We start from the raw sequence: 23,898 nt of genomic DNA, 5'->3' as shown, positions 1-23,898 counted from the left end.
AGATTTTCTCCTCCTGAGCGATTCCGCCACAAAAGGGCGCAACCTGTCTCGATCTTTTCGATACCGCCGACCTCCCAGTGGACGGAACGGTTTGTCAGGAGATTGTTCTCATGACGAAAGAGAGCCTATAGGGTGAGCCTGTCAACAAGCTGTCATTGTCCGGAAAAAATGCATTTCCTGATCGTTGAAGATACGCGCGACGTCGCGGAAGCCATTGAAAGGCGGCTGGAAAAGGCCGGCCATGTGAGCGACCGCGCCGAAACGCTGGAGGATGCCGAGCACTTTGTGGGCATGGCGCAGCACGATCTGATCGTTTTGGATATCAACTTGCCGGACGGGTCGGGCATTGCGTTCTTGAAGAAACTTCGTGCAGCCGGAAACCGCGTGCCGGTGCTGGTTTTGACAGCACGGCTGGCTGTGAACGACAAGATCGATGCGCTCGATCTGGGCGCCGATGACTATATGATCAAGCCTTTCGATCTGGGCGAACTGGAAGCGCGCATTCGTGCGATTGTCCGTCGGCGCAGCGGTGATGCCGACCGCACATTGTCGGTCGGTAAGCTGACCTTTGATATGGCTGCCCGGCGGGTTTTGATCGACGGGGAACCATGCGAACTGACGCGGCGCGAGCAGACCCTCCTGGAAATCTTTCTGACGAATCGCGACCGGGTGCTCGAAAAGGAGGATCTTCTGACACGGCTGTTCGGCCACGACGAGGAACGCAACCCGAACGCGGTGGAACTCTATGTCGGACGCCTCAGGCGAAAGATCGAGGGCTCCGGCCTTGAGATCCGGACACTACGCGGCCTTGGCTATCAAGCGGTTTCGATGGAACCGGGGACGTGATGGGGCTCCCTGTACGTCAGGCCTTGCCCGGCCGCACCCTTTCAATCGTCTATCGTTTGACGATCTCGCTCACGCTGGTGCTGACACTGGCGGTAGCGGCCACGATCTGGGCGGCCTACGGCTATGGCCGGCAGGCAGCCAATGAGGCATTTGACCGGCTCCTGCAGGGAGCCGCCCTGCAGATTGCTGAGCGCATTTTCGTTGTCGAAGGCGAGGTGCGCGTCGACATACCCGTGTCTGCTTTCGAACTCCTCTCGCTCGCCAAGGATGAGCGCGTATTCTACCGCGTGACGCAGCCTGATGGCACCACACTCACCGGCTACGAGGATTTCCCTTCGCCCGAAGCTGCCACTATCCCGGAAGGAGGCTATGCATACGAAACTCAGTTTGGGGGTGAGCGGGTGCGCGCGCTCGTCATGCTGCGCCGACTGGCTGAAAGGGCGGTGAGCGGCGACATCCATATCATTGTGGCGCACACGACAGGCAGCCGCGAGCAACTGGCGCGCAGCATGGTCACACAGGCCGTCGCCGTCATCGCCGGTGCGGGGCTGGCGATCCTGATCCTGGCGCTGCTTGCAATGCGCTATGCCATGCGCCCGCTCGAGCGTATTCAAACAGCGATCCTCGAGCGTGATCCGCTCGACCTCTCGCCCTTTTCCATGCACGCACCCGACGAGGTTTCTGCGCTCGTGGCCGCGATCAACCGGTTTATGGGCAGGCTCGACCGCCGTGTGCGTGCGATGCAGGACTACGTTGCAGACTCCGCTCACCAGATACGAACGTCCATTACCGCGTTGAGAGCGCATAGCGAACTCGCGCTGGATGAGGATGATCCGCAACGACTGAAGGCCCTGCACCGCCGCATCCGCAGCCGCGCGATCGGCCTGAACCGTCTTACGGACCAGCTTCTGAGCCACGCGCTCGTGACGCATCGCGCCGATACTGCCCCGCTTGAGCCGCTGGACCTGCGCCGTATCGCCGTTGGCGCTGAGCGCGATTTCGTTCAACTGGCAGGCGGGCGCAAATTGCGCATCAGGCTCGATCTCCCTGAAGAGCCCGTCATGGTTCGTGGTGACGCATTCAGCTTGCGTGAAGCAGTCAAGAACCTGTTGAACAATGCGCAGGCGCATGGAAAGCCACCCATTGATCTCACGGTTTCTGTGAACGAGAACCAGGCATCCATTGCCGTCACCGATCAGGGCGAGGGCCTGCCCGTCAGCGATAGCACCGAAATCGGCCATCGCTTTGCAATCAATCCCAACAAGCCCGAAAGCGCCGGATTGGGGCTCGCCATCGTGCGGGAGGTTGCCGAATTTCACCATGGCCGCATCAGGCTGGATCGCCAGGCGCGAGGCTTCACGATCAGCCTTGACCTGCCGCTCGCCCGGGAAGGAACGAAAGCATCATGAGACACCTGATACTCGGGCTGTGTCTATTGGCAGCATGGATTGTGCCGCTATCGGTCAGGGCGGAAGACACGCGTTTCGATGCGCCCGGCGAGGAAATCGAGACGCTTGTCATCGGGAGCGTCACCGATCTTGTTTTCATAGAACCGCTGATTCACGAGTTCCAGCGCGCCAACCCTTCCACCGCGGTCATCTATCGGCAAATGACCAGTCTGGATCTTTACGCCGCCGTCGCCGATGCCTGTGAAAAGGGAGAGTTTTTCGCTGACACCGTCATTTCGTCGGCCATTCCCGAACAGGTGCGGCTTGTCAATGACGGATGCTCGGAGCCGTTCCGCTTCAGCCTGCCGCCCGATCTGCCGGATTGGGCTTCGTGGCGCAATGAACTCGTTGGCCTGACCTACGAGCCGGCCGTCATCGTCTATGACCGGGAAGGTCTGGGGCAGGATGAAGTTCCGCGCAACCGCTTCGAACTGGTCGATCTCCTGCGCCAGACCGAGCGTTTTCGCGGCCGCATCGGCACCTATGACATTGAGAGTTCCGGTGTCGGTTATATCTTCGCATTCGAGGACGCCTCGCAGGCCTCCACATGGGGGCGGCTGCTGGAGAGCCTCGGTCAGAACCGCGCGCAACTCTTTTGCTGCAGTTCAGACGTGATCGATGGTGTGCGCACCGGCAGGCTCGTGCTTGGGTACAATGTTCTGGGATCCTATGCGCTTGCACGGCAGGAGGAGGACCCGCGCATCGGCATCATCTTTCCCTCCGATTACACGTTGGCATTGTCGCGCGCAGCCCTCGTTTCGCGCCACGCCCGCAACAAGCGCGCCGCCAATGCGCTGATCGCGCTCGCGCTGACAGATACCGGGCAGCGCCTTCTGTCGGGGCCTTCGCGTCTCCTCTCATCGCTCAACGGTCCGGAAATGCTCAACAGCCTCGACACAGGCGCCGGCCCATCGGCGGAAGAGGCGGCTTTCAGGCCCATCGCGCTTTCGCCGGCTCTGTTGGTGGGGCTCGACCAGGCCAAGCGCAAGGCGTTTCTGGACCAGTGGCGCAAATCCTTTCAGGCGGCTGGCCCGGAGTAAGGCAACCTCTGTTTGATTTCCACGAAAGCTTGGCTAATCATGCAGCTCACATTCGAGGGGATTTGGGGAGGGGGACAGGCAGGATATGGCGAGCGGACAGGCGGCAAGAGCACCGCGCAACATGGCGGCGGATCCGGAATTCGGCCCATGGCTGGCGCAGGCCTCCATCCTCGTCATCGACGATGAGCCGGGCATGAGAAATTTTCTTTCACGCACGCTTGGCCCACGCTGCATGCGGCTTGACGAGGCCGCTGACACCGAAGAGGCATCGCGCAAGCTCGATGCGAACCATTATGACGTGGTGATCCTCGACAACATCATGCCGGGCAAGAATGGCGTGGATTGGCTCGCAGAGCAGCGCGCCATCGGCTTTTTCTCCAACGCCATTCTGATGACGGCCTATGCGGATCTGGAGACCGCCATACAGGCACTGCGTGCCGGTGCGGTGGATTTCATCCTGAAGCCCTTCCGCTCCAACCAGCTTTTGAACGCGGTGGCGCGCTGCCTCGACCAGATGCGGCTCCAGCGCGAAAACTATGTGCTGCGCTATGAGCTGAAATCGACCTCCGACCACGTTCTGCTGCGCGACAAGCTGATCGGTGGCTCAAGAGCCATCAGCGATGTGCGCGACACGATTGCGCGCGTTGCGCCGCTTCCGACCTCGGTCCTTTTGACGGGCCAGTCCGGCACGGGCAAGGAGGTTGCGGCGCGTTCTCTCCATTCCTTGTCGGAACGGGCCGACAAGCCCTTCGTGCCGGTCAATTGCGCGGCCATTCCGCCCGACATGATCGAGACGGAATTGTTTGGCCATCTTAAGGGCGCGTTCACCGGGGCGGAGACGGCGCGCGAAGGGCTTTTCATGCATGCGCAGGGGGGAACCCTGTTTCTCGACGAGATCGGCGAGTTGCCGCTTGCCACGCAGAGCAAACTGCTGCGCGTGCTGGAGGACCGGCGTATCCGACCCGTGGGGTCGGAACGCGAAATTCCCGTCGATCTGCGTTTTGTCTTTGCAACGAATGCCGAACTCGAAAATCTCGTGGAGGCTGGCCAGTTTCGCGCCGATCTTTTCTTTCGGATCAATGTGATGCAGATCCATCTGCCGCCGCTCAGGGATCGCGGTGAGGATGTGCAGGAACTTGCCGCTCTCTTCATGGCCAAGCTTTCGCAACAGCTTGGAATGCCCAAAGTGCCCATCGGGGCACAGGCGCGGGCGGCTCTTGCGGCCTATGCTTGGCCGGGCAATGTGCGCGAATTGCGCAATCTTGTCGAGCGCACGCTGATCCTCGGCCGTTTCCCCGACGATTTCGGTGGAGGCGCGCGCGCCAGGCCTGAAAGCGCCGAGGGCGGAGAAAGCCTTGCCGAGATCGAGCGTCGCCATATCCTGGCGGTGCTGAACAGGCTGGGCGGTGACCGAGAAGCGGCAGCGCGCGAACTTGGCATTTCCCGCAAGACAATCGACCGCAAGTGCGCGGCCTGGAATGTCTGACCGATTAGAACCGGCCCGGCGCGGAGGGCAGGGACGTTCGGTCCGCTTTCGCCTCCTCGTGATCGCGCTTTTGCCGACACTTGTGATCCTGCCTTTGCTTCTGGGCATGGCAGTCTATCGGTGGAATGCGAAGTTCGATGCCGCGCTGATCTCCAAGGTCAATGGCGATCTGACCATCGCGCATCAATATTTCGCGCGGCTTCTGGAAAACACGAGAGAGCGGATCACGGCGCTGGGAGACTCAGCGCGGTTTCGCGATATCGTGGAAGACGGTGGCGACGGACTGGAAGCGCTCCTCGAAGAGCACCGCAGCGCGCTCGATCTCGATTTTTTGTATCTCATACCGGCAGACGGGAAGGTTGTCACATCCGCTCCAAGACTTGCAAACGAACCGCGCTCGGACTGGCCGATCATCGGAAAGGCCCTTGAAGGGGAGGCTTCCACCGGGATCGACATTTTCTCCGGGGAAGAACTGGCCGCGATCGCGCCGGCCCTTGCCACGCGCGCCCGGCTGGAACTGGTGCCCACGGCAAACGCCGTGCCGACAGACCGGGCTGCGGAAACGCGCGGCATGGTGGTTCACTCCGCAACGCCGGTTCGCCTTCCCGGAGAACGCCCCGCCGCCCTTGTTGGCGGCAACCTCCTCAACCGGAACCTCGAGTTCATCGACACGATCAACGATCTCGTCTATCGCGAGGCGAGCCTGCCGGAGGGTAGCCAGGGAACCGCGACACTCTTCCTCGACGATGTCCGCATCAGCACCAATGTCCGGCTCTTCGAGGGGCGCAGGGCGCTGGGTACACGCGTTTCGAGCATTGTGCGCTCAGCGGTGCTTGGCGAGGGGCGCGTCTGGCTCGACAGCGCCTTCGTTGTCAATGACTGGTATATCTCCGCTTATGAGCCGATCACCGACAGTTTCGGCAAGCGGGTTGGCATGCTTTATGTCGGTTTTCTGGAAGCGCCCTTCACACAAGCCAAATACACGACGCTCCTGACCATCGCTGCCGCGTTTCTGGCGATCACGGCGCTGAGCGTTCCATTGTTCCTGCGCTGGGCGCGCTCGATCTTCAAGCCGCTGGAGCGCATGGCGGGCACGATCTCCGAGGTGGAGGGCGGGGATCTGGGCGCGCGCACGGGCATTCGCGGCGTCGATGATGAAATCGGCCGGGTGGCGCAGCATCTCGATTTGCTTCTGGAGCAATTGCAGGAGCGTGACAGGCAGTTGCGCGCCTGGAACGAGGAGTTGAACGCGCGCGTCGAGGAGCGCACACGCGAACTGCGCCTCGCAAACCGGCAGCTGGAGGCCACAACCCGGCAGCTCATCATGTCGGAAAAACTCGCGGCCATTGGCGAGATCACCGCCGGCGTCGCGCATGAAATCAACAATCCGATTGCGGTGATACAGGGCAACCTTGAAGTGGTGCGTCAGGTGATGGGTGAGCGAGCCGACGAGGCGCAAACCGAATTCCGCCTCCTAGACGAGCAGGTGCACCGCATCAGCCAGATCGTAACCAAGCTGCTCCAGTTCGCAAAGCCGGAGGAATATGCAGGTTTTCTGGAACGGCACGCCGCTAAAGACGTGATCGCGGATACGCTGCCCCTCGTTCAACACCTGCTTAACAAGGCGGAAATCACCGTTAACCAGCACCATCTGGCCACCCGGCTCGTATTGATGAACCGCACGGAACTTCAGCAGGTGCTCGTGAACCTGATCGTGAACGCCATTCACGCCATGCCCGACGGAGGGACGCTTTCAATCATCACCCGTGATGAGGATATGGAGGCCGGGCAGGGACTCGCCATCGAGGTCACCGACACCGGCGTCGGCATGACGCCCGAAATGCTGGAGAAGATCTTTGATCCGTTCTTCACCACAAAGCGGCGCGAAGGAACCGGTCTTGGCCTGTCGATCAGCCAGACGCTGGTAAGCCGCCAGGGCGGCAAAATCTCGGTGGAAAGCCGACCCGGCAAGGGAACCTGCTTCACGATCTGGCTGCCCGAAGCCCGGTGATCGCGCCGGACAATTTGTCCTGATGATTTGGACAAATTGTCCATTGCGGCGATCGCGCATCCGATAAGTCCATGAAATCATTGACGCGTGCTTGCTGGCACGAGCGTTGCTTATCTCACGTCGAGGTAAGAGGAGGACGCTATCGACATCCGGGTCCCGACCCGGGCGCGCCTGTTGCGGAGGGCGGCAGGCCGCATCAATCGGGATCATCACATGTTTAACCAGCAGGACGGCTGCCGGGTAACCCGGCGGGAGGAGGAGACTTATGTCCGCAGCAAGTGAAACATTATCCGGCGCCCCCGAAGGCGGCATTCTCGACAGGGAGCGGATCATCGCCCAGCCGGGCTTCAACCGATGGCTGGTGCCACCGGCTGCTCTCGCGATTCATCTGTGCATCGGCATGGCCTATGGTTTCAGCGTGTTCTGGCTTCCGCTGACGCAGGCCATCGGCATTTCTGAGCGTGTGGTGTGCGAGGACATGACCCTTGTCAGCGCACTGTTCACGACGAGTTGTGACTGGCGCGTTTCGGATCTGGGCTGGATCTACACGCTGTTTTTCGTTCTGCTCGGGTCTGCCGCGGCGATCTGGGGCGGCTGGCTCGAACGAGCGGGCCCGCGCAAGGCGGGCGTGGTTGCAGCCTTCTGCTGGTGCGGCGGCATCGCCGTGGCCGCCATCGGCGTGATGTTTCACCAGCTCTGGCTGATGTGGCTGGGCGCCGGCGTGATCGGCGGCATCGGCCTTGGGCTTGGCTATATCTCGCCGGTCTCGACCCTGATCAAATGGTTTCCGGACCGGCGCGGCATGGCGACAGGCATGGCAATCATGGGCTTTGGCGGTGGCGCCATGATCGGCGCGCCCCTGGCCGACATGCTCATGAACACGTTCAAGACCGCCCATTCGGTAGGTGTCTGGCAGACCTTCCTGATCATGGCAGCCATCTATTTCGTCTTCATGATGGGGGGCGCGTTCGGCTATCGCATTCCGCCTGCGGGCTGGCGCCCGGAGGGTTGGACACCGCCGGAAAAGAGCGCAAAATCGATGATCACATCGCGGCACGTCCATCTGCGCGATGCCCACAAAACCAAGCAGTTCTGGCTGATCTGGGCCGTGCTTACACTCAATGTGTCGGCAGGCATCGGCGTGATCGGTATGGCCTCGCCCATGCTTCAGGAGATTTTTGGCGGGCGTCTGCTCGGCATGCCGGAGCTGACATTCAACGAGCTGGATGCGTCACAGAAGTCTGCCATTGCCGCAATTGCCGCGGGCTTTGCCGGTCTTCTTTCACTGTTCAACATCGGTGGACGCTTCTTCTGGGCCTCGCTGTCGGACAAGATCGGCCGCAAGAACACCTATTACGCCTTCTTTCTGATTGGCATCGTGCTTTATGCGCTGGCCCCTTCTGCAGCCCATATGGGCAGCCAGGTGCTCTTCGTTCTGATGTTCGGGATCATTCTGTCCATGTATGGCGGTGGCTTCGCCACGGTGCCGGCCTATCTGGCCGACATATTCGGCACCCAGTTCGTCGGCGCCATTCACGGTCGTCTTCTGACGGCGTGGGCGACGGCCGGCATCATTGGCCCGGTGGTGGTGAATTACATTCGCGAGGCCCAGCTCAATGCCGGCATCCCGCGTGAACAGGTCTATGACTTCACCATGTATATCCTTGCCGGCATGCTGCTTCTCGGTCTGGTCTGCAACATGCTGGTCAAGCCGCTTTCGGAGAAGTGGTACATGTCGGAAGAAGAGGTCGCCAGGCTTCAGGCAAAGTCTGCCGCGGCCGATGCCGGCCCCACCGGCTCTTTCGGCATCGGCAAGGGCGGTTTCGATGGCAAGGCGCTGGCCGCCTGGGCCGTCGTCGGCATTCCCATTTTGTGGGGTGTCTGGATCACGCTGCAGAAGACCGCGGCCCTGTTCTAAGCAGGGTTGTTGCAGCGCTGCCCTCCGGTGTGAGCCCCGCCGGAGGGCAAAAATCGCTTGAACCAGGCCACGAAGGGAGAGCGGCGGCGTCTTCGGTTCCACCTTGCTCAAGAGGCCAACGCCCACTATGTCGATCTTGGCATTCTGGGGTGGCTCGAAGCGGGAGACGGACACTGGACGGGCATATCATCATCATCGGTGCAGGCCACGCGGGCGTTCAGGCTGCTTCGAGCCTGCGCGAGGAAGGGTTTGAGGGGCGGCTAACGCTTGTCTCGAAAGATCCAGAACTTCCCTATCATAAACCGCCGCTCTCGAAGGCATTCCTGAAAGCCGCCGATGCGGAGCCGCAGATCCTGAGGGCGCAGGCGTTCTATGAAACAAACAATATCGAATTGCTTCGCGGTGTTCGGGCGACGGCCATCGACCCGGTTGCCCGCACATTGAGGCTCGACGACGGCAACCAAGTTGAATGGAGCAAGCTCCTGCTTGCCACAGGGGCGCAGCCCCGCCGGCTGTCGGTCCCGGGCTCCGAGCTCAAGGGTATTTTTTATCTCCGAGACTGCGCGGATGCTCGTCGTCTGCGCGATGCATTGGCGAAAGCACAGAACGTCGTCGTGATCGGTGGCGGCTTTATCGGACTTGAGGTGGCCGCCACTGCTGCCGTGGCCGGAATGAGCGTAACGGTCATCGAAGCGGCTGATCGCATCCTCGGCCGCGCTGTAAGCAGATCCGTTGCAGAGCATATGCATGCTTATCACGAGAGCCTCGGCGTAAGGCTCATGACCAATACCGGTATCGAGCGGTTTGATGGCGAGCGCGGCCATTTAACTGGTGTGACGACATCGTCCGGCCACGTGCTTCCCGCTGATCTGGTGTTGGTGGGAATTGGAGCACTGCCAGACACCTCCCTGGCCCAGTCTGCTGGTCTTGTCTGCGACAACGGTGTTCATGTGGATGTCGCCTGTCGCACCACTGCAGCGGACATCTATGCGATCGGCGATTGCGTTTCCTTCCCGCAGAGCGGTACCGGACGGAGATTGCGCCTTGAATCGGTCCAGAATGCCACCGATCAGGCGCGTGTCGCTGCAAAATCGATGCTGGGCAAGGACGCCACCTACGATGCGGTGCCCTGGTTCTGGTCTGATCAGGGTGAGCGTAAGCTGCAGATGGCGGGACTTACCCTCAATGTCGACGGGGAGGTAATGACCGGCGACCCTGCGAGCGGTGCATTCGCGGTATATCTCTATTCCGGCGAGCGGCTTGTGGCTGTCGAAACCGTCAATCGTCCGGGCGAACACATGATGGCACGGCGGATGCTGGCCGCAGGGTTTTCCCCTCCCGTCGCGCTGGTGCATGAAGGCCTCGCCGCCTTGAAGGCGGCGATGGCGATGGCTGCACGTTGACGCGAAGAGGAAATAGGTCGGCGCTTGATTGAAGTGAGTTCATTTTGAATTTATACTCAAGCGATGCAGAAATCCACGGCCTCCAAATTGAGATCCCTGACGGAATGGCTTGACGCCCGGATCTCTGGGGCTGCTCCGGGAGATCACCTGCCAACGGTTCGTGAGATGATGCGGCGCTTTTCCACGGCTCAACGCACCGTGGAGCGTGCTTTGCAACCCTATCTGGCCGAGGGAAGAATCCGGGCTCGCCCCGGAGCCGGCATCGTTGTTTGTGATCCTTATGAACAGGATGAGCAGGAGGCGTGGGAAGGAGATCTTCTGGTCCTCTATCGGGTTTCCGACAGCCGGATTGCCCGCAACGTTCTGCAAGAGGTCGAGCAGCGGTTGAAGCAACGCGGTATCAGCGTTCTGCAGATCGGGTATTCGACCGAGGAGCAGGCCCTCTCTGTTCTGGGCAAGATCGGCAAGTTCAAGACGTGTCTCTTACAGCTCCACTTCGAGGTGCTTTCCATAGAGTTTCTCGCTGCATTGCGAAAACATGTGAAGAGCATTGTCATTGATGGTGTTTCCGCAACTGGCATCGACGCTGACGCGGTCGGGACCAACTGGCGCGAGGCGCTGTCCGTTGCATTCGGGGTCCTGCGCGATAAGGGGCATGAGCGTATCGCGTTTCTCACCTCGGCTCACAAGGCACGACAGATTGCCATGGCGCGGCGGGAATATCTGCTGCTGAGCAAGTCTTTGCCATCCTCGCGACCGGAATGGTTGATCGAGATCGACAAGTTGCCCGGCGGATACAGTGTCGCAGATATCCAGGAAGCTCTCGCGCGACAGCAGAAACCGGATGGCAGCCTGCCTTTCACCGCGCTGATCGTCTGGGGCGTGACGGAGGGATTTATGCTGGAGCGGGCCATTCACGAACTCGGACCGGCCGTTCATGAGAACCTGAGCGTCGTGATGCTCGGAAGCACCGATTTCGCTTCGGAGCACCTGAACCGCTTCGATGTCGTTGGCAACAGTAACGCCGAAAAATTCGCGTTGTTCGAGACGCTTCTTGCAGACCGTGTTGCGTTTCGGGATAGGGAGCCCGAAACGCATTATCTGGAGATCAGCTACAAGCCGCACGGCAGCATCATTAAGCTCGATTGATGGGTATAAGTTATATTGTAGCGACAATTATACTCAAATAGATTTCTCTCGCAATCTGGAGGAGCGAGAGAAGGCATGGATTTGGGTAGGCCGCAAAACACGGTCGGGGTGTCGATCATCGGTGCGGGGGAGCGGGGTGTCTACTTCGTCGGAACACGCATGGCCGAGATCGCTGCCGAGACCGGGTTCCGGATCGTAGGTGTGTACGACACATTGCCCGATCGGGCGCAGTTTGCTGCAGAGCATCTCAACGCTATCTATGCAGATCGCCGCATCGACCACCGGGTCAGGGTCTTTGACGTTTTGGACGATGCCGTCGGCTCCGCGTCGGTCGAACTGGTGCTGGTGACCACGCACACCGATGCACATCGCAAACCGGTTGAGGCGGCGATTGCCGCCGGAAAGCGGGTCTATCTCGACAAGCCGATCTCGGTGACGCTTGACGATGCACTTGCCATAAAGGCGGCAGAAACGCAGTCTGGCGCGCCTGTAATGATGGGTTTTACCCGCCGCTATGAACGGCCCTGGATTGAAGCCGCGCGCCTTGCGCATGAAGGCGCGATCGGCGATCCGCAGATGATCCTTCTGCGGTCCGTCATACCCTATACGCGCTATCTTCAGCTCTGGCACCGCGACAATGCGCGCTCCGGCGGTGCATTGAACGACAAGGGGTCCCATCATTTCGACGTTTTGAACTGGATCGCAGGCGCACCCGCTCTCTCTGTCTCCGCCGTGGGCGGGCGAAGTGGGATTTTCAAACCCGATCCGGATGCGCCGGAGCGCTGCAGCGAGTGCGAGCGGGAGTGCCCCTATCGCAGACATGAAACGCTCGTCGACCGGTTCGAGGGGGTCGGCCAGGTTGCCAATCCAAGCTGGACCCGTGCCCGCAGGGTCGAGCATCGAAACGACAATTGCGTGTATCTGCCGGGCTCCGACATTGATGACCATGCCGTCATCAGCGTTCGCTACGCCAATGGCATGACCGCCTGCCTGTTCTTTGCGATCTTCGGCCCCTGGGCAGAAGATCAGGAGACATTGGAGATTGTGGGTTCCTCCGGTCGCCTGCGCATGGAGCGGCATTCAGGAGAGATCGACCTCGTGGCCGATTATGGCCACCGCCGCGAAACGATCGGTTTCAAGGACCCGGAACGCGGATCCACGCATTTCGGCGCGGATCTCCAACTCGTTCGCACCCTCCGCCGTTTCTACGCTGGAGAAGCCCCTCCCGTGGGTGTTGCCGAGGGCGTGGCGTCCCTGCGCATGGTTCTGGCCGCACAGAAATCGCTCCGCCGCCATGGGCAGCCCATCGACCCCGAGACCCTTGAGGCCGCCCTTTGAAACACCTGCCCAACCATATGATGCCGTTGGCTACCGCGCTGGGTGTGGTGCCGCTCTATGGGGATATCCATAATCATTGTGCCATGTCATATGGCCACGGACGTCTTGAGGATGCGCTTGCGAGAGCGCGACTACAGCTCGATTTCGTCTCGGTCACGGGCCATGCCGCCTGGCCCGACATGCCGATCGACGTTCCGGAAGTGGCTCACATTGTCGACTTCCACGTAAAAGGTTTTGCCCGGCTGCGAAAAAACTGGCCCGCGCACTTCAAAACCCTGCAGCACTACGATGATGAGGGCAATTTCAGCGTATTCCCTGGCTATGAGATTCACTCCTGCGCCTATGGCGATCAGACCATCGTCTATGCGGATCTCGAGCCATCCGATATGCAGTTTGCCGAGAGCCCGGCCGAATTGCGGGAAAATCTTCATCGTGCAAAAGGCTCAAGGGCTCTCTCGTTTCCGCACCACATCGGATATCGGCACGGGGCCAGAGGAATTGACTGGGAGGCCTTCGAGCCGTCGCTTTCGCCGTTCGTGGAGATGTTCTCGATGCATGGTTGCGCCGAAACATCAGAATCCGCGCGTGGGTATCTTCATTCCATGGGGCCGGTGGACGGGTGTTCGACCATGGAAGCGGGGTTGGCGGCAGGCCACGTCTTCGGCATTGTGGGCAACACTGATCACCACAGTGGTTTTCCAGGTTCCTATGGCCATGGTCGCATGGGGCTTTATGCGCGTGGACGGGATCGCGCGGCCATATGGTCGGCGATGCGAGAACGCCAGACCAATGCGCTGACAGGCGACAATATTCATCTCCTGACTGTCGTGGGCGATGCGATACAAGGGGGTATAATTCCCCCTCAAGCCGACGCCGAACTCATCATTGAAGCCGTGGGTGGCGGAGCAATCGACGCCATCGACATCATGCGCAATGGCAGGATCTGGCACAGGATCACGCCCTCGCTTTCGCCGGCCCCCATTACGCCTGAAAGCGATGGATTTATCGAGACCATGCTTCACCTGGAGCTTGGCTGGGGCGCGCGCGGGACTTCGCATCGTTGGCTTGGCGAGATCGCTCTCGAAGACGGCGAGATACTCAGGGTCGAGCCGCGGTTCCGCGGTGCTGAGATCGTCTCGCCGCTGGAGGGAGAGGATGCGGAGCATCCCATGCCGTCCATCAGCATTGCAGGCGACAAGATTCGTTTCGAGGTGACCGCCGAAGCCAACCCGAACAATGTAACACCGGCCATGCAGGGCATGGCGCTGCACATCCGAACAGCCCGTAAGGGCAGGATCAGGGCAAGGCTGGACGATCAGGAAATCGTGGTCCCGGTCAAGCGCCTGGCGGAGGGAGCCCTTAGTGGCAATCTCGGCCCGATCGACAGCCCTGCCTATCGTTTCCACGCTCTACCGCGCCCGCACGAATGGCAATGGCAGGGTAGCGTCGGTCTTGGCGAATTCAGGAATGGCGAAAACGTCTATGTGCGGCTTAGCCAAACGAATGGGCAGATGGCTTGGACCTCGCCTGTGTTCTGTCGTCAGGAGAGTCCTTCATGAGAACGCTGTTTCGCCCAGCCGGCAGGGAGATGCCGGCAAACAAGAAAGCAAGCTGGGAACAAACCAAGGGAGAAATGTCATGCAGCCACTAAAAGCACTGGCGACAGCCATCATCGGCAGTTCGCTGATGGTCTATTCGGCCAGCGCCGCTGAGCTCAACATCGTTCACGGCGCCATCGGCAAGGACAATGAGGTCCTGCGCGCAGAACTCGACCGTTTCGAGGAGCAAACTGGCCACACGGTCAACATTGTATCAATGCCCGAATCCACCACTGATCAATTTGGCCAATACAAACTCTGGCTTGCTGCACAGTCGAGCGACATCGATGTTTATCGTATCGACGTCATTGGTGCGCCGCAGATCGCCGAGCATTTTGTCGACCTCACCGAGCACACCAAGGACATCATCGGGGATTTCGTTCCAGCCGCGGTGGAATCGCAGACCGTGGGTGACAAGCTGGTTGCATTGCCCATGTTCCTGGGCGCTCCCGCGCTTTACTATCGCAAAGACCTTTTGGAAAAGTACAATGAACCGGTGCCAAAAACCTGGCAGCAGATGACCGAAACCGCCAAGCGCATCATGGAAGCCGAGCGCGAGGCTGGGAATTCGGACATGTGGGGTTTCGTGTTTCAGGGCGCAGCCTATGAAGGGCTGACCTGCAACGCGCAAGAGTGGATCGCCAGCTTTGGCGGCGGCCGGATTGTCGAAACAGACGGGTCCATCGGGATCAACAACCCCAAGGCGGTCGAGGCACTCGAACTTGCCAAATCGTGGATTGGCAGCATCGCGCCCGAGGGCGTGCTGAATTACAAGGAAGAAGATGCCCGTGGCCTGTTCCAGTCCGGCAATGCCGTGTTCATGCGCAATTGGAACTATGCATATGCGCTGGCCGCTGGCGATGATTCGCCCGTCAAGGACAGTTTTGCGGTGACCACGCTGCCGGTTGGCGCAGAAGGTGAGAAGTCGGCTGCCACCCTTGGTGGCTGGCATCTGGGGGTCTCCAAATATTCAAAGCATCCCGAGGAAGCCATCGAGCTGGTGCGCTTCCTGAACAATTACGACAATCAGAAAGAACGTGCGATCATCACCTCGCGGCCGCCAACGCTTAACGCGGTCTATGCCGATGCAGAAGTGGGCGAAGCACAGGAGTTCATCCCGCTGTGGAAACCGGTCGTCGACAACGCTCTGCCGCGTCCGTCGGCTGCAACCAAGCGCAAATACAACGAAGTGTCTTCGGAGTTCTGGACGGCGGTTCACAACACGTTGTCCGGCGACGGATCAGCTGAGCAGAACCTGCGCAAGCTGGAAGCCCGGCTCAACCGCCTGCGCGGCTCAGCCTGGTAAGAAGCAATCCGCGCTGCGTCTTCCCGCTAGGGCAGGCGTAGCGCGGTTTCCGAAATGGAGGATCGGAACACGTGGCGAGCAAGGCCGGCATATCAACGCTTTCCAGGCAACGGATTCTTTCGGCCTGGCTGTTTCTCACGCCGATGCTGCTCGTACTGGCGTCCGTAGCGGCCTATCCGCTCATCCGCACAATCTATTTCGGTTTCACCGATGCATCGATCGACCTTATCGGGCAGGCGCAATGGGTCGGGTTCCGCAACTATCTCGAGTATCTGGACTATGGTGACGGGGAAGGTGAGTATTTCGGTCTCCTGGTGGATGCCGACTGGTGGCGCGCCGTCTGGAATACACTGCGCTTCACCATCATTTCCGTTTTCTTCGAAACCGTTTTCGGGCTGGTGATCGCACTGGTTCTCAATCGCGAATTTCGCGGGCGAAGCCTCGTCCGCGCCGCGGTTCTCATCCCCTGGGCAATCCCAACCATCGTTTCGGCGAAAATGTGGGCGTGGATGATGCATGATCAGTTCGGCATCCTGAACGATATGCTGCTCCGCCTGCACATCATCGCCGAGCCGATTGCCTGGACAGCATCGCCTGACACGGCCATGCTCGCCGTTCTCATCGTGGATATCTGGAAGACCACGCCCTTCATGGCGTTGCTCATTCTGGCCGGCTTGCAGATGGTGCCTGGCGACATCTATGAGGCCGCGCGCCTGGATGGCGTCGGTCCTGTAAGGCTGTTCCTCCGCGTTACCTGGCCGCTCATCATGCCCGCCGTCCTGGTCGCCATCGTTTTTCGCGCGCTCGACGCACTGCGCGTCTTCGACATCATCTATGTGTTGACGCCAAACAATGAGCGCACACGCACCATGTCGGTCTTTGCGCGCGATAATCTGTTCGACTTTGACAAGTTCGCTTACGGGTCGGCCGCTTCGACGCTGCTTTTTCTCATCATTGCCCTTCTGACCATCAGCTTCATCTGGGCGACGCGCATGAATGTGGAGGCTGACGAGCGATGACCTGGTCCGGATGGATAAAGACAGCCGCATTCTATGGGCTGGTGGGCGTGATCGTCCTGCAGGCGGTGTTTCCCTTCTACTACGCGATCCTCACTTCGCTGGAATCGGGACAATCGATTTTTGAGGTCAACTATCTGCCGGAGGCGGCTTCGCTGGCGAACTACTGGAGCATGATTTCAGATGGCGTCTTCGGAAAGCAGATCCTGAACTCCGTTTTCGTCGCGACGGTGGTGGTGTTCATCTCTCTTTTTCTGGCCGTCACTGCCGCTTATGCGCTGAGCCGTATCCGCTTCCGCGGTCGCGGCCTGCTGCTTTTGACCATCCTCTCGGTTTCCATGTTTCCGCAAATCGCGGTTCTTTCGGGTCTGTTCGAGGTGATCCGGGCCCTTGGTCTGTTCAACTCGCTCTGGTCGCTCGTTTTCTCCTACATGATCTTCACGCTTCCGTTCACGGTCTGGGTGCTTACCACTTTCATGCGCAAGATGCCGGTGGAGATCGAGGAGGCGGCCATCGTCGACGGAGCGTCCTCATTCACGATCATCTGGCGCATTTTCCTGCCGCTCATGTGGCCTGCCATGGTCACCACCGGCTTGCTGGCCTTCATCCACGCGTGGAACGAATTCTTGTTCGCGCTCACATTCCTGTCGACCGATTCCCAGCGCACCGTCCCGGTCGCCATCGCACTCATCTCCGGCCTCAGTGAATTCGAAATTCCCTGGGGCAACATCATGGCGGCATCGGTCATCGTCACCCTGCCGCTTGTGGTGCTCGTTCTCATTTTTCAGCGAAAGATCGTTTCTGGCCTCACCGCCGGGGCGGTCAAGGGGTAAACCATGGCTTCTGTCGAACTCAGATCGGTTGAAAAATCCTTCGGCAGTGTCGAAGTTCTACACGATATCAATCTGTCGCTGGAAAAAGGCGAATTCATCGTATTCGTTGGCCCCTCCGGCTGTGGCAAATCCACCCTTTTGCGCCTGATCGCCGGTCTGGAAGACATCACCAGTGGCGAGCTTTTCATCGATGGGACATGTGTGAATTCCGTGGTGCCGGCCAAGCGCGGTATCTCCATGGTCTTCCAGTCCTATGCGCTCTATCCGCACATGAACGTTTACGACAACATGGCGTTCGGTCTGGAGCAGGCGCGGCTTTCCAAACCGGAAATCGACCGCCGTGTGCGGGAAGCGGCGAGCATGCTTCAGATCGAGCAATATCTTGACCGCAAGCCCAAGCAGCTGTCCGGCGGGCAACGCCAGCGCGTCGCGATCGGCCGGGCAATCACCCGTCAGCCGAAAGTGTTTCTGTTTGACGAGCCATTGTCGAATCTCGACGCCGCTCTGCGGGTCGATACGCGTATCGAAATCGCCCGTCTGCACGAACGCCTTGCCGGCACGACGATGGTGTACGTTACCCACGACCAGGTCGAGGCGATGACGCTGGCGGACCGCATTGTGGTTCTCAATGCCGGGCGGGTGGAACAGGTTGGCACGCCACTCGAGCTTTATGAAAACCCCGCCAGCCGGTTCGTCGCCGGGTTCATAGGCTCGCCGAGAATGAATTTCATAGAAGGAGATGAACCGACTGCTGCCGGCGCCCACGCAATTGGCGTTCGTCCGGAACACCTGGATGTCTCACACACCGAGGGCCGATGGAAGGGGACTGTCGTACTGGTGGAGAAGCTCGGCAGCGACACCTTCATCCACGTCGCCACTGAAAAGTCGGGCATGATCAACGCCAGAGCGGTCGGCAATCACGGCTTCCAGGCTGGCGACACGGTCTTTCTCACGCCGCGGGCAGGCTGCATTCATCACTTCAACGAAGACGGCAAGCCAATCGACCGGCAATTGGTGCAAGGGGAACAGGAATGAGCGCGCGTACGATATTTGTCATCGGCAACGCCAATCTCGATCTCGTTACGGGCTGCATCGACGAATGGCCGGAGCCGGGGACGGAAATCTTTTTGCCTCAATCGGATTTTCGAACCGGGGGATCGGCCGCCAACACCGCGCTGGCCCTTAAGCGATTGCAACACCCTTGTGGGTTTCTCTCCGCAGTCGGCAGTGATCCTGCAGGTCAGATGATCGCACAGCAGTTCGATGGTCCGCTCGACAGCGTGAGGGCACTGCCTGCGCGCACCAGCATTTCCGTGGGTATCTTGCATGCCGGCGCGGAACGCACCTTTTTTTCCACCAACGGCCATCTGGACCATCTCGACCTGCCGTTCTTTGAGCAGGTGACAGGGAATGTGGATGTATCAACCGGTCTGGCGCTGGTCAGTGGTGCCTTCACCATGCCCGCATTGTTGCCTGACCACGACGCATTGCTTCGATCTCTAAAGGGCCGGGGGGCGGAAATCGCGATCGATCCCGGCTGGCCCGGGGAGGGGTGGACGCCAGAGGCGCGCAACCAGGCCAAGGAATGGCTCCAACATTCCGATCATATCCTTCTCAATGAGAAAGAAACCATCGGCCTCGCCGCTGCGGAGACGCTGGCGGAGGCTTTCCCCTGGTTCACAGCCCGGTTGCGACCAGCAACCCGGCTCATCGTCAAACGTGGGGCGGAAGGCGCGCTTTGTCTGTGCGATGGGGCGGTCACAGAATGTGGAGCGCGTGACCTTTCCGTCTTCGACACGGTCGGAGCAGGGGACGCATTCAATGCAGGTTATTTGCATGCCGTCGCGGGGGGCGCTTCCATTCGCTCAGCGCTTGCCTGCGGCATTGATGTGGCCGGCCGGGTGATTTCGGAGTTTCCCCGCTCATCTTCTCCACTGGCACCTGCGGCGTGACCATGGCGCGGAATGTCCTCCTCCTCATCGCCGACGACCTCGGTCGCATGCTTGGTTGTTACGGCGAAAAGGCCGTCGATACCCCGCACATTGATGCGCTGGCAGCTGCCGGAACACGTTTTGACATGGCTTTCACGTCGACGGCATCCTGCAGCGCCAGCCGTTCAGTGATTTATACGGGCCTTCATACCCATGAGAACGGCCAGTATGGCCTGCATCATGACAATCACCATTTCATGACCTTCGATCATGTCGAAACGGCGCCGGCTCTCTTCAACCGGCTCGGCCATCTGACGGGCATCATTGGCAAAATCCACGTGGGGCCGCCAAGCGTTTATCCCTGGTCGGTGCGCGAAGAAAGCGCGACCCGAAACATCGGATGGGTGGCCCGCCAGTCAGAGGCGTTTTTCCAGCGGGCCAAGCGCGAGGACCGGCCCTTTTTCCTGACGATCGGGTTTGTTGACCCACACCGCGACATGACCCGCGGCGGTTTTGGCAATGAGGAGGAACTCGATCCGGACGTCGAGCGGCGGCAATACGCGCCGGAGAAGGTCACGGTGCCACCTTTCCTGCCGGATATCGAGGAGGTTCGCCGGGAGTTGTCTGCCTATTACAGCTCGGTGCACCGGCTCGATCAGGGGGTGGGACGCGTGCTTGCAGCTCTTAAGGCGCAGGGCCTTGCCGATGACACGCTCGTTTGTTTTTTGAGCGACAATGGTGCCCCGTTTCTGAATTCCAAAACGACCTTATACGACGCGGGCGTTCATCTGCCGCTGATCATGCGCGTTCCTGGTCGCCTGGGCGGGGTGGTCAATCCAAACCTTGTGTCCTTCGCCGATGTGCTGCCGACCTTTCTGGACTGGGCGGGCTGGCAGGGTGGGGAGGGTGCGCGCCGTGGCCGCTCGGTGCTGCCCATTCTGGAAGAAGCAGCGCTCCTGCCGGACTGGCAGATCGTGTTCGGGTCACACACCTTTCATGAAATCACGAACTACTGGCCGACGCGCTTCCTGCGGACCCCACGCTACAAATATCATCGCAATGTCGCCTGGAAACTGGATTTTCCCTTTTCCGGTGATCTCTATGGCTCGCTCTCCTGGGAGGGTATGCGCAACCGCGCACCGGTCATGATAGGGGAGAGATCGCTGGAGAGCTATATACGCCGACCGGCGGAAGAGCTCTACGATCTCGAGGCTGATCCCGATGAGGTTCGCAATCTTGCGGACGAGCCGGATCACGCGGCGTTGCTGGCCGAGCTTCGTACGCGAATGGAACACTGGCAGCGAGAAACTGCCGACCCGTGGCTTTACCGCGACGGTGTGTCCGTTCGTGCGGTGTCGCACCATCTCGAGCAAGGCCTTGTCCTGCCTGACAGGTTCGATTTCGACATCCATCATCCCAAGACTGACGGGCGTGGTGGCTCCTGACTGGAAGAGCGATTACAGCAGCTTTCCCGACCGGGCCTTGGCATCGCTACATGCGCGCAATTTCCGCCTGAACGGCCGATCGGTTGGGGTTTAACAGCCCGTAAGCTCGTGTTGGCAGGCGCCGACTGTCAAAAACTTTTGTCTCGTGCTAGGTGAGCCACGAGAACCACCGTGCCAACGCTTTGGTGCTTCATGGGCATCTGCGGCTTGACGCTGGTTAAGGCCGGCCCAGGCTCCGGTGTGACCGTTTCAGTCGTCATCTGGATTTGAGCGAGAAGCTGCAAGCGTCGGTTTTCACGCATAAATCCGAGGGCCGAGACATCAATTTTGATTGAGAAGAACACGGTGTAAGTGTTGGAATACGAGAGAAAATCACACTCGGGTACAGGTCGATTTTTCGCCGTCGCCCCGATGATCGACTGGACGGATCGACATTGCCGCTATTTCCACCGGCAGCTCACGGGCAAGGCGCTTCTTTATACCGAGATGATCGTCGCCGATGCCGCCATCCACGGGGATCGCGACCGGTTGCTGGGCTTCGATCGGAGCGAACATCCGGTTGCTCTGCAGCTTGGTGGGTCGGATCCTCATAAACTTGCACAAGCTGCCGAGATCGGCGCCGGATATGGCTATGACGAAATCAATCTGAATGTGGGTTGCCCTTCGGACCGGGTGCAGTCGGGCACATTCGGAGCCTGCCTCATGAAGACGCCCGAAGTGGTGGCCGCCGGGGTTGCGGCGATGAAGGCGAGGGTGTCGGTTCCCGTGACGGTCAAGTGCCGGATCGGGGTGGACGATCAGGACAGCGAAACCGCGCTTGACGCGTTGGCGGATGCAGCCTGGACGGCGGGCGCGGATGCGCTTTGGGTGCATGCCCGAAAGGCCTGGCTGCAGGGACTGAGCCCCAAGGAAAACCGTGAAATCCCGCCGCTTGACTATGATCGCGTCTATCGTCTCAAAAAGGCCAACCCGGATCGCTTTATCGGCATCAATGGCGGTATCCTCAGCCTCGAAGAGGCGCGCCGTCACCTGGAGCATGTGGATGGGGTGATGTTGGGACGGGCTGCCTATCAGAGCCCGGCGCTCCTGGCAGGAGTTGACGCTTTCCTGGATGGCGATACGCCCGAGCCGGTGGATTTTCACGGACTGATCGAAACGATGGCCGAGTATGCCGACAGGCACATCAGTCAAGGGGGGCGGCTGTCGCATGTGACGCGGCACATGATCGGCCTGTTTCATGGATTCGACGGTGCACGGCGCTATCGGCAGATCCTCTCCAGCAAGGCCACGAGACCGGGGGCGGGAAGCGAGATCCTGCGCGAGGCATTCGCAGCGGTCGATCTCGCCACAAAACGCGATGCGGCCTGAGGCTGATCCTCGCAGACGGAAATTGCATTTGTGCGGCGTGAGCGCTAGCTAGGCGACGCTGCTTCGGGTTTGAGAGGGGGACATCATGAACCTGCCTATGGGCGAAATCGCCATGTTTGCCGCCGCGCTGGCAGCAGCAGGCGTGGTGGCAGGCGTTCTGGCTGGTCTTTTCGGCATAGGTGGCGGGGCAATCCTCGTGCCCGTCTTCTATCAGGTGTTCGGGCTTGTCGGCGTGGACGAGGCAGTACGCATGCACCTGTCCGTCGGCACCTCGCTCGCCATCATCGTGCCGACCTCCCTGCGTTCCTTCCGCGCGCATTATCTGAGGGGTGCGGTGGACATGGATCTTTTGCGCAGCTTCGTTGTTGCTGTTCCTGTCGGTGTCGTTCTGGCGACCCTCCTTGCGGCCTACGTCTCAAGTGGCGGGCTACGGGCGATCTTCGCGGTCATCGCGTTTCTGGTGGGAGTCCGGTTGCTCTTGAACCGGCAGACCTGGCGTCTGGGAACTGAGCTGCCGGCAAATCCCATCCGCTCGCTTGTCGGCACATTGATCGGATTTCTATCGACCCTGATGGGCATTGGCGGCGGTGTTCTGAACAACACGTTCATGACTCTTTTCAACCGCCCCATGCACCAGGCGGTTGCGACGTCCTCGGGGGTGGGCGTGTTGATCTCGATCCCGGGCCTGTTCGGCTATGTCTGGGCGGGATGGGGAGAACCGCTGCTGCCGGTGGCCTCCACCGGCTATGTGAACTGGATTGCCGTCCTGCTCATCATACCGATCACGCTCCTTGTGGCGCCGCTGGGGGTGCGGATCGCCCATGCGCTCGACAAGAGAAAACTCGAAACGGCGTTCGGCATTTTCATGATCATCGTGGCCGCCCGGTTTGGCTGGAGTCTGCTTTAGGCTGGGCCGCCACTCCTTGATCTCAATGTTTCGCTTGATCGGTGGCTGCAATGCCTGAGCTTGTCGAACCACGCACCATGCCCGCAGCGCAGACCATCCTGAGGATGAACGTTCCTAGATCAGTTTCCGCTCGAAGCGGTTGTAGCGCATGGAATAGAAGGGAACCGGCGCTCCCGGATTGAGGTCCGGGTCGATCTTCAGACGTTGCTCCAGATCATCGAGCACCGTGCAGGTTATCAGCGGCACTTCGGTCTTTTTCGCTTCCGGGATGGAAAGCCACACCAGTTCTTCCAGCTCATGCGTCGGTCCGCCATCGGGCAGTTCCACCGCCACATCGTCGCGCCAGGCGGCCAGAAACCGGGTGTCGAAGCGGCGCACGCGGCCGGGCGGCGTGATCGCGCGGGCGATGTAGCGCAGGCCGGACAGCGAGGGGCAGACGCCGTTTTCGGCAAAACCCTGCCAGTCTTTTGCCGTGGTGGAGAAAGCGGTTTTCTCACCGATCAAAAGACCTGCTTCCTCATAGGTTTCGCGGATGGCGGACATGGCGACGGCACGGGCCCGGGCCGGTGTCGCGCGTGACCCGGTGCCGATCAACCGGCGTTCCTCGTCGGGATGCAGACCGGAAGCCACGGGAATGCGGCCATCGGCAGGATCGGTGCGCCCGCCGGGAAACACGAAACGACCCGGCATGAAGGCATGCTTGCGGTGACGGCGTCCCATCAGCACGCGCACTTCGTCACCGCTGCGGTCAAGCAGGATAAGCGTTGCCGCATCGCGTGGCCGCATGGGTTTGCCGCCGAGCGAAAAATCCTTTGCCTCCGCGCGGTCGACGGCGGCCTTGTCGAGACCATCCAT

19 protein-coding genes are annotated in these 23,898 nt (G+C 60.1%); 18 read left to right on the top strand and 1 reads right to left on the bottom strand.

Going from position 1 to position 23,898, the window contains the following annotated elements:
• Window positions 1–168 precede the first annotated feature (168 nt).
• The 18 genes from H7H48_RS01135 (at window position 169) to H7H48_RS01050 (ending at window position 23,043) form a co-directional block, all read left to right on the top strand.
• Entirely contained in the window at window positions 169–846 is a 678-nt protein-coding gene (locus H7H48_RS01135; RefSeq protein ID WP_229446997.1) for a response regulator transcription factor, read from the top strand.
• On the top strand, window positions 846–2,255 hold the full coding sequence (locus tag H7H48_RS01130) for a sensor histidine kinase (protein WP_229446996.1): 1,410 nt from the start codon (window positions 846–848) through the stop codon (window positions 2,253–2,255). Before H7H48_RS01135 ends, H7H48_RS01130 begins: the two co-directional genes overlap by 1 nt.
• Window positions 2,252–3,334, top strand: a complete 1,083-nt coding sequence (locus tag H7H48_RS01125; protein ID WP_229446995.1) for an ABC transporter substrate-binding protein — start codon at window positions 2,252–2,254, stop codon at window positions 3,332–3,334. Before H7H48_RS01130 ends, H7H48_RS01125 begins: the two co-directional genes overlap by 4 nt.
• Window positions 3,335–3,419: 85 nt before the next feature.
• Window positions 3,420–4,820 carry a sigma-54 dependent transcriptional regulator gene (locus tag H7H48_RS01120; RefSeq protein WP_229446994.1) on the top strand — a complete coding sequence of 467 codons (1,401 nt, stop codon included), beginning with the start codon at window positions 3,420–3,422 and terminating at the stop codon, window positions 4,818–4,820.
• Window positions 4,813–6,831, top strand: a complete 2,019-nt coding sequence (locus H7H48_RS01115) for a HAMP domain-containing sensor histidine kinase (RefSeq protein WP_229446993.1) — start codon at window positions 4,813–4,815, stop codon at window positions 6,829–6,831. The genes H7H48_RS01120 and H7H48_RS01115 overlap by 8 nt, the downstream gene beginning before the upstream one ends.
• Before the next feature lie 265 nt (window positions 6,832–7,096).
• The gene (locus H7H48_RS01110; protein ID WP_229446992.1) at window positions 7,097–8,749 is read left to right on the top strand and encodes an OFA family MFS transporter; all 1,653 of its coding nucleotides are present in this window, start codon (window positions 7,097–7,099) and stop codon (window positions 8,747–8,749) included.
• A 173-nt stretch (window positions 8,750–8,922) separates the two neighbouring features.
• A complete protein-coding gene (locus tag H7H48_RS01105; RefSeq protein WP_229448050.1) occupies window positions 8,923–10,152 on the top strand; it encodes an NAD(P)/FAD-dependent oxidoreductase in 1,230 nt (409 codons plus the stop codon).
• A 165-nt stretch (window positions 10,153–10,317) separates the two neighbouring features.
• Complete coding sequence (locus tag H7H48_RS01100; RefSeq protein WP_229446991.1) at window positions 10,318–11,301, top strand: hypothetical protein; 984 nt, start codon at window positions 10,318–10,320, stop codon at window positions 11,299–11,301.
• 75 nt (window positions 11,302–11,376) lie between these two features.
• Window positions 11,377–12,639, top strand: coding sequence for a Gfo/Idh/MocA family protein (locus H7H48_RS01095; protein ID WP_229446990.1), 1,263 nt, complete (start codon window positions 11,377–11,379; stop codon window positions 12,637–12,639).
• A complete protein-coding gene (locus H7H48_RS01090; protein WP_229446989.1) occupies window positions 12,636–14,198 on the top strand; it encodes a hypothetical protein in 1,563 nt (520 codons plus the stop codon). The genes H7H48_RS01095 and H7H48_RS01090 overlap by 4 nt, the downstream gene beginning before the upstream one ends.
• A gap of 79 nt (window positions 14,199–14,277) precedes the next feature.
• Window positions 14,278–15,543, top strand: coding sequence for an ABC transporter substrate-binding protein (locus H7H48_RS01085; protein WP_229446988.1), 1,266 nt, complete (start codon window positions 14,278–14,280; stop codon window positions 15,541–15,543).
• A 143-nt stretch (window positions 15,544–15,686) separates the two neighbouring features.
• Window positions 15,687–16,562, top strand: a complete 876-nt coding sequence (locus H7H48_RS01080; RefSeq protein ID WP_229448049.1) for a carbohydrate ABC transporter permease — start codon at window positions 15,687–15,689, stop codon at window positions 16,560–16,562.
• Window positions 16,559–17,392: a carbohydrate ABC transporter permease gene (locus H7H48_RS01075; RefSeq protein ID WP_065815939.1), complete on the top strand. Its 834-nt coding sequence runs from the start codon at window positions 16,559–16,561 to the stop codon at window positions 17,390–17,392. The genes H7H48_RS01080 and H7H48_RS01075 overlap by 4 nt, the downstream gene beginning before the upstream one ends.
• Before the next feature lie 3 nt (window positions 17,393–17,395).
• Window positions 17,396–18,427 (top strand): ABC transporter ATP-binding protein, encoded by a 1,032-nt coding sequence (locus tag H7H48_RS01070; RefSeq protein ID WP_229446987.1) that lies wholly within the window; start codon window positions 17,396–17,398, stop codon window positions 18,425–18,427.
• A complete protein-coding gene (locus H7H48_RS01065; protein ID WP_229446986.1) occupies window positions 18,424–19,344 on the top strand; it encodes a carbohydrate kinase family protein in 921 nt (306 codons plus the stop codon). The genes H7H48_RS01070 and H7H48_RS01065 overlap by 4 nt, the downstream gene beginning before the upstream one ends.
• A gap of 2 nt (window positions 19,345–19,346) precedes the next feature.
• Window positions 19,347–20,768 (top strand): sulfatase, encoded by a 1,422-nt coding sequence (locus tag H7H48_RS01060; protein ID WP_229446985.1) that lies wholly within the window; start codon window positions 19,347–19,349, stop codon window positions 20,766–20,768.
• 351 nt (window positions 20,769–21,119) lie between these two features.
• Window positions 21,120–22,136, top strand: coding sequence for a tRNA dihydrouridine(20/20a) synthase DusA (gene dusA / locus H7H48_RS01055; RefSeq protein ID WP_370633299.1), 1,017 nt, complete (start codon window positions 21,120–21,122; stop codon window positions 22,134–22,136).
• Window positions 22,137–22,221: 85 nt separating this feature from the next.
• Window positions 22,222–23,043: a sulfite exporter TauE/SafE family protein gene (locus tag H7H48_RS01050; protein WP_229446983.1), complete on the top strand. Its 822-nt coding sequence runs from the start codon at window positions 22,222–22,224 to the stop codon at window positions 23,041–23,043.
• A 114-nt stretch (window positions 23,044–23,157) separates the two neighbouring features.
• On the opposite strand, the gene H7H48_RS01045 is transcribed toward H7H48_RS01050, so the two are convergent.
• Window positions 23,158–23,898 carry an NUDIX domain-containing protein gene (locus H7H48_RS01045; RefSeq protein WP_229448045.1) on the bottom strand — a complete coding sequence of 247 codons (741 nt, stop codon included), beginning with the start codon at window positions 23,896–23,898 and terminating at the stop codon, window positions 23,158–23,160.

This window comes from Nitratireductor sp. B36, assembly GCF_020833685.1.
GTDB lineage: Bacteria > Pseudomonadota > Alphaproteobacteria > Rhizobiales > Rhizobiaceae > Nitratireductor.
Note: the sequence above shows the minus strand (reverse complement) of the source record. Positions and strands in the feature narration are given on the sequence as shown.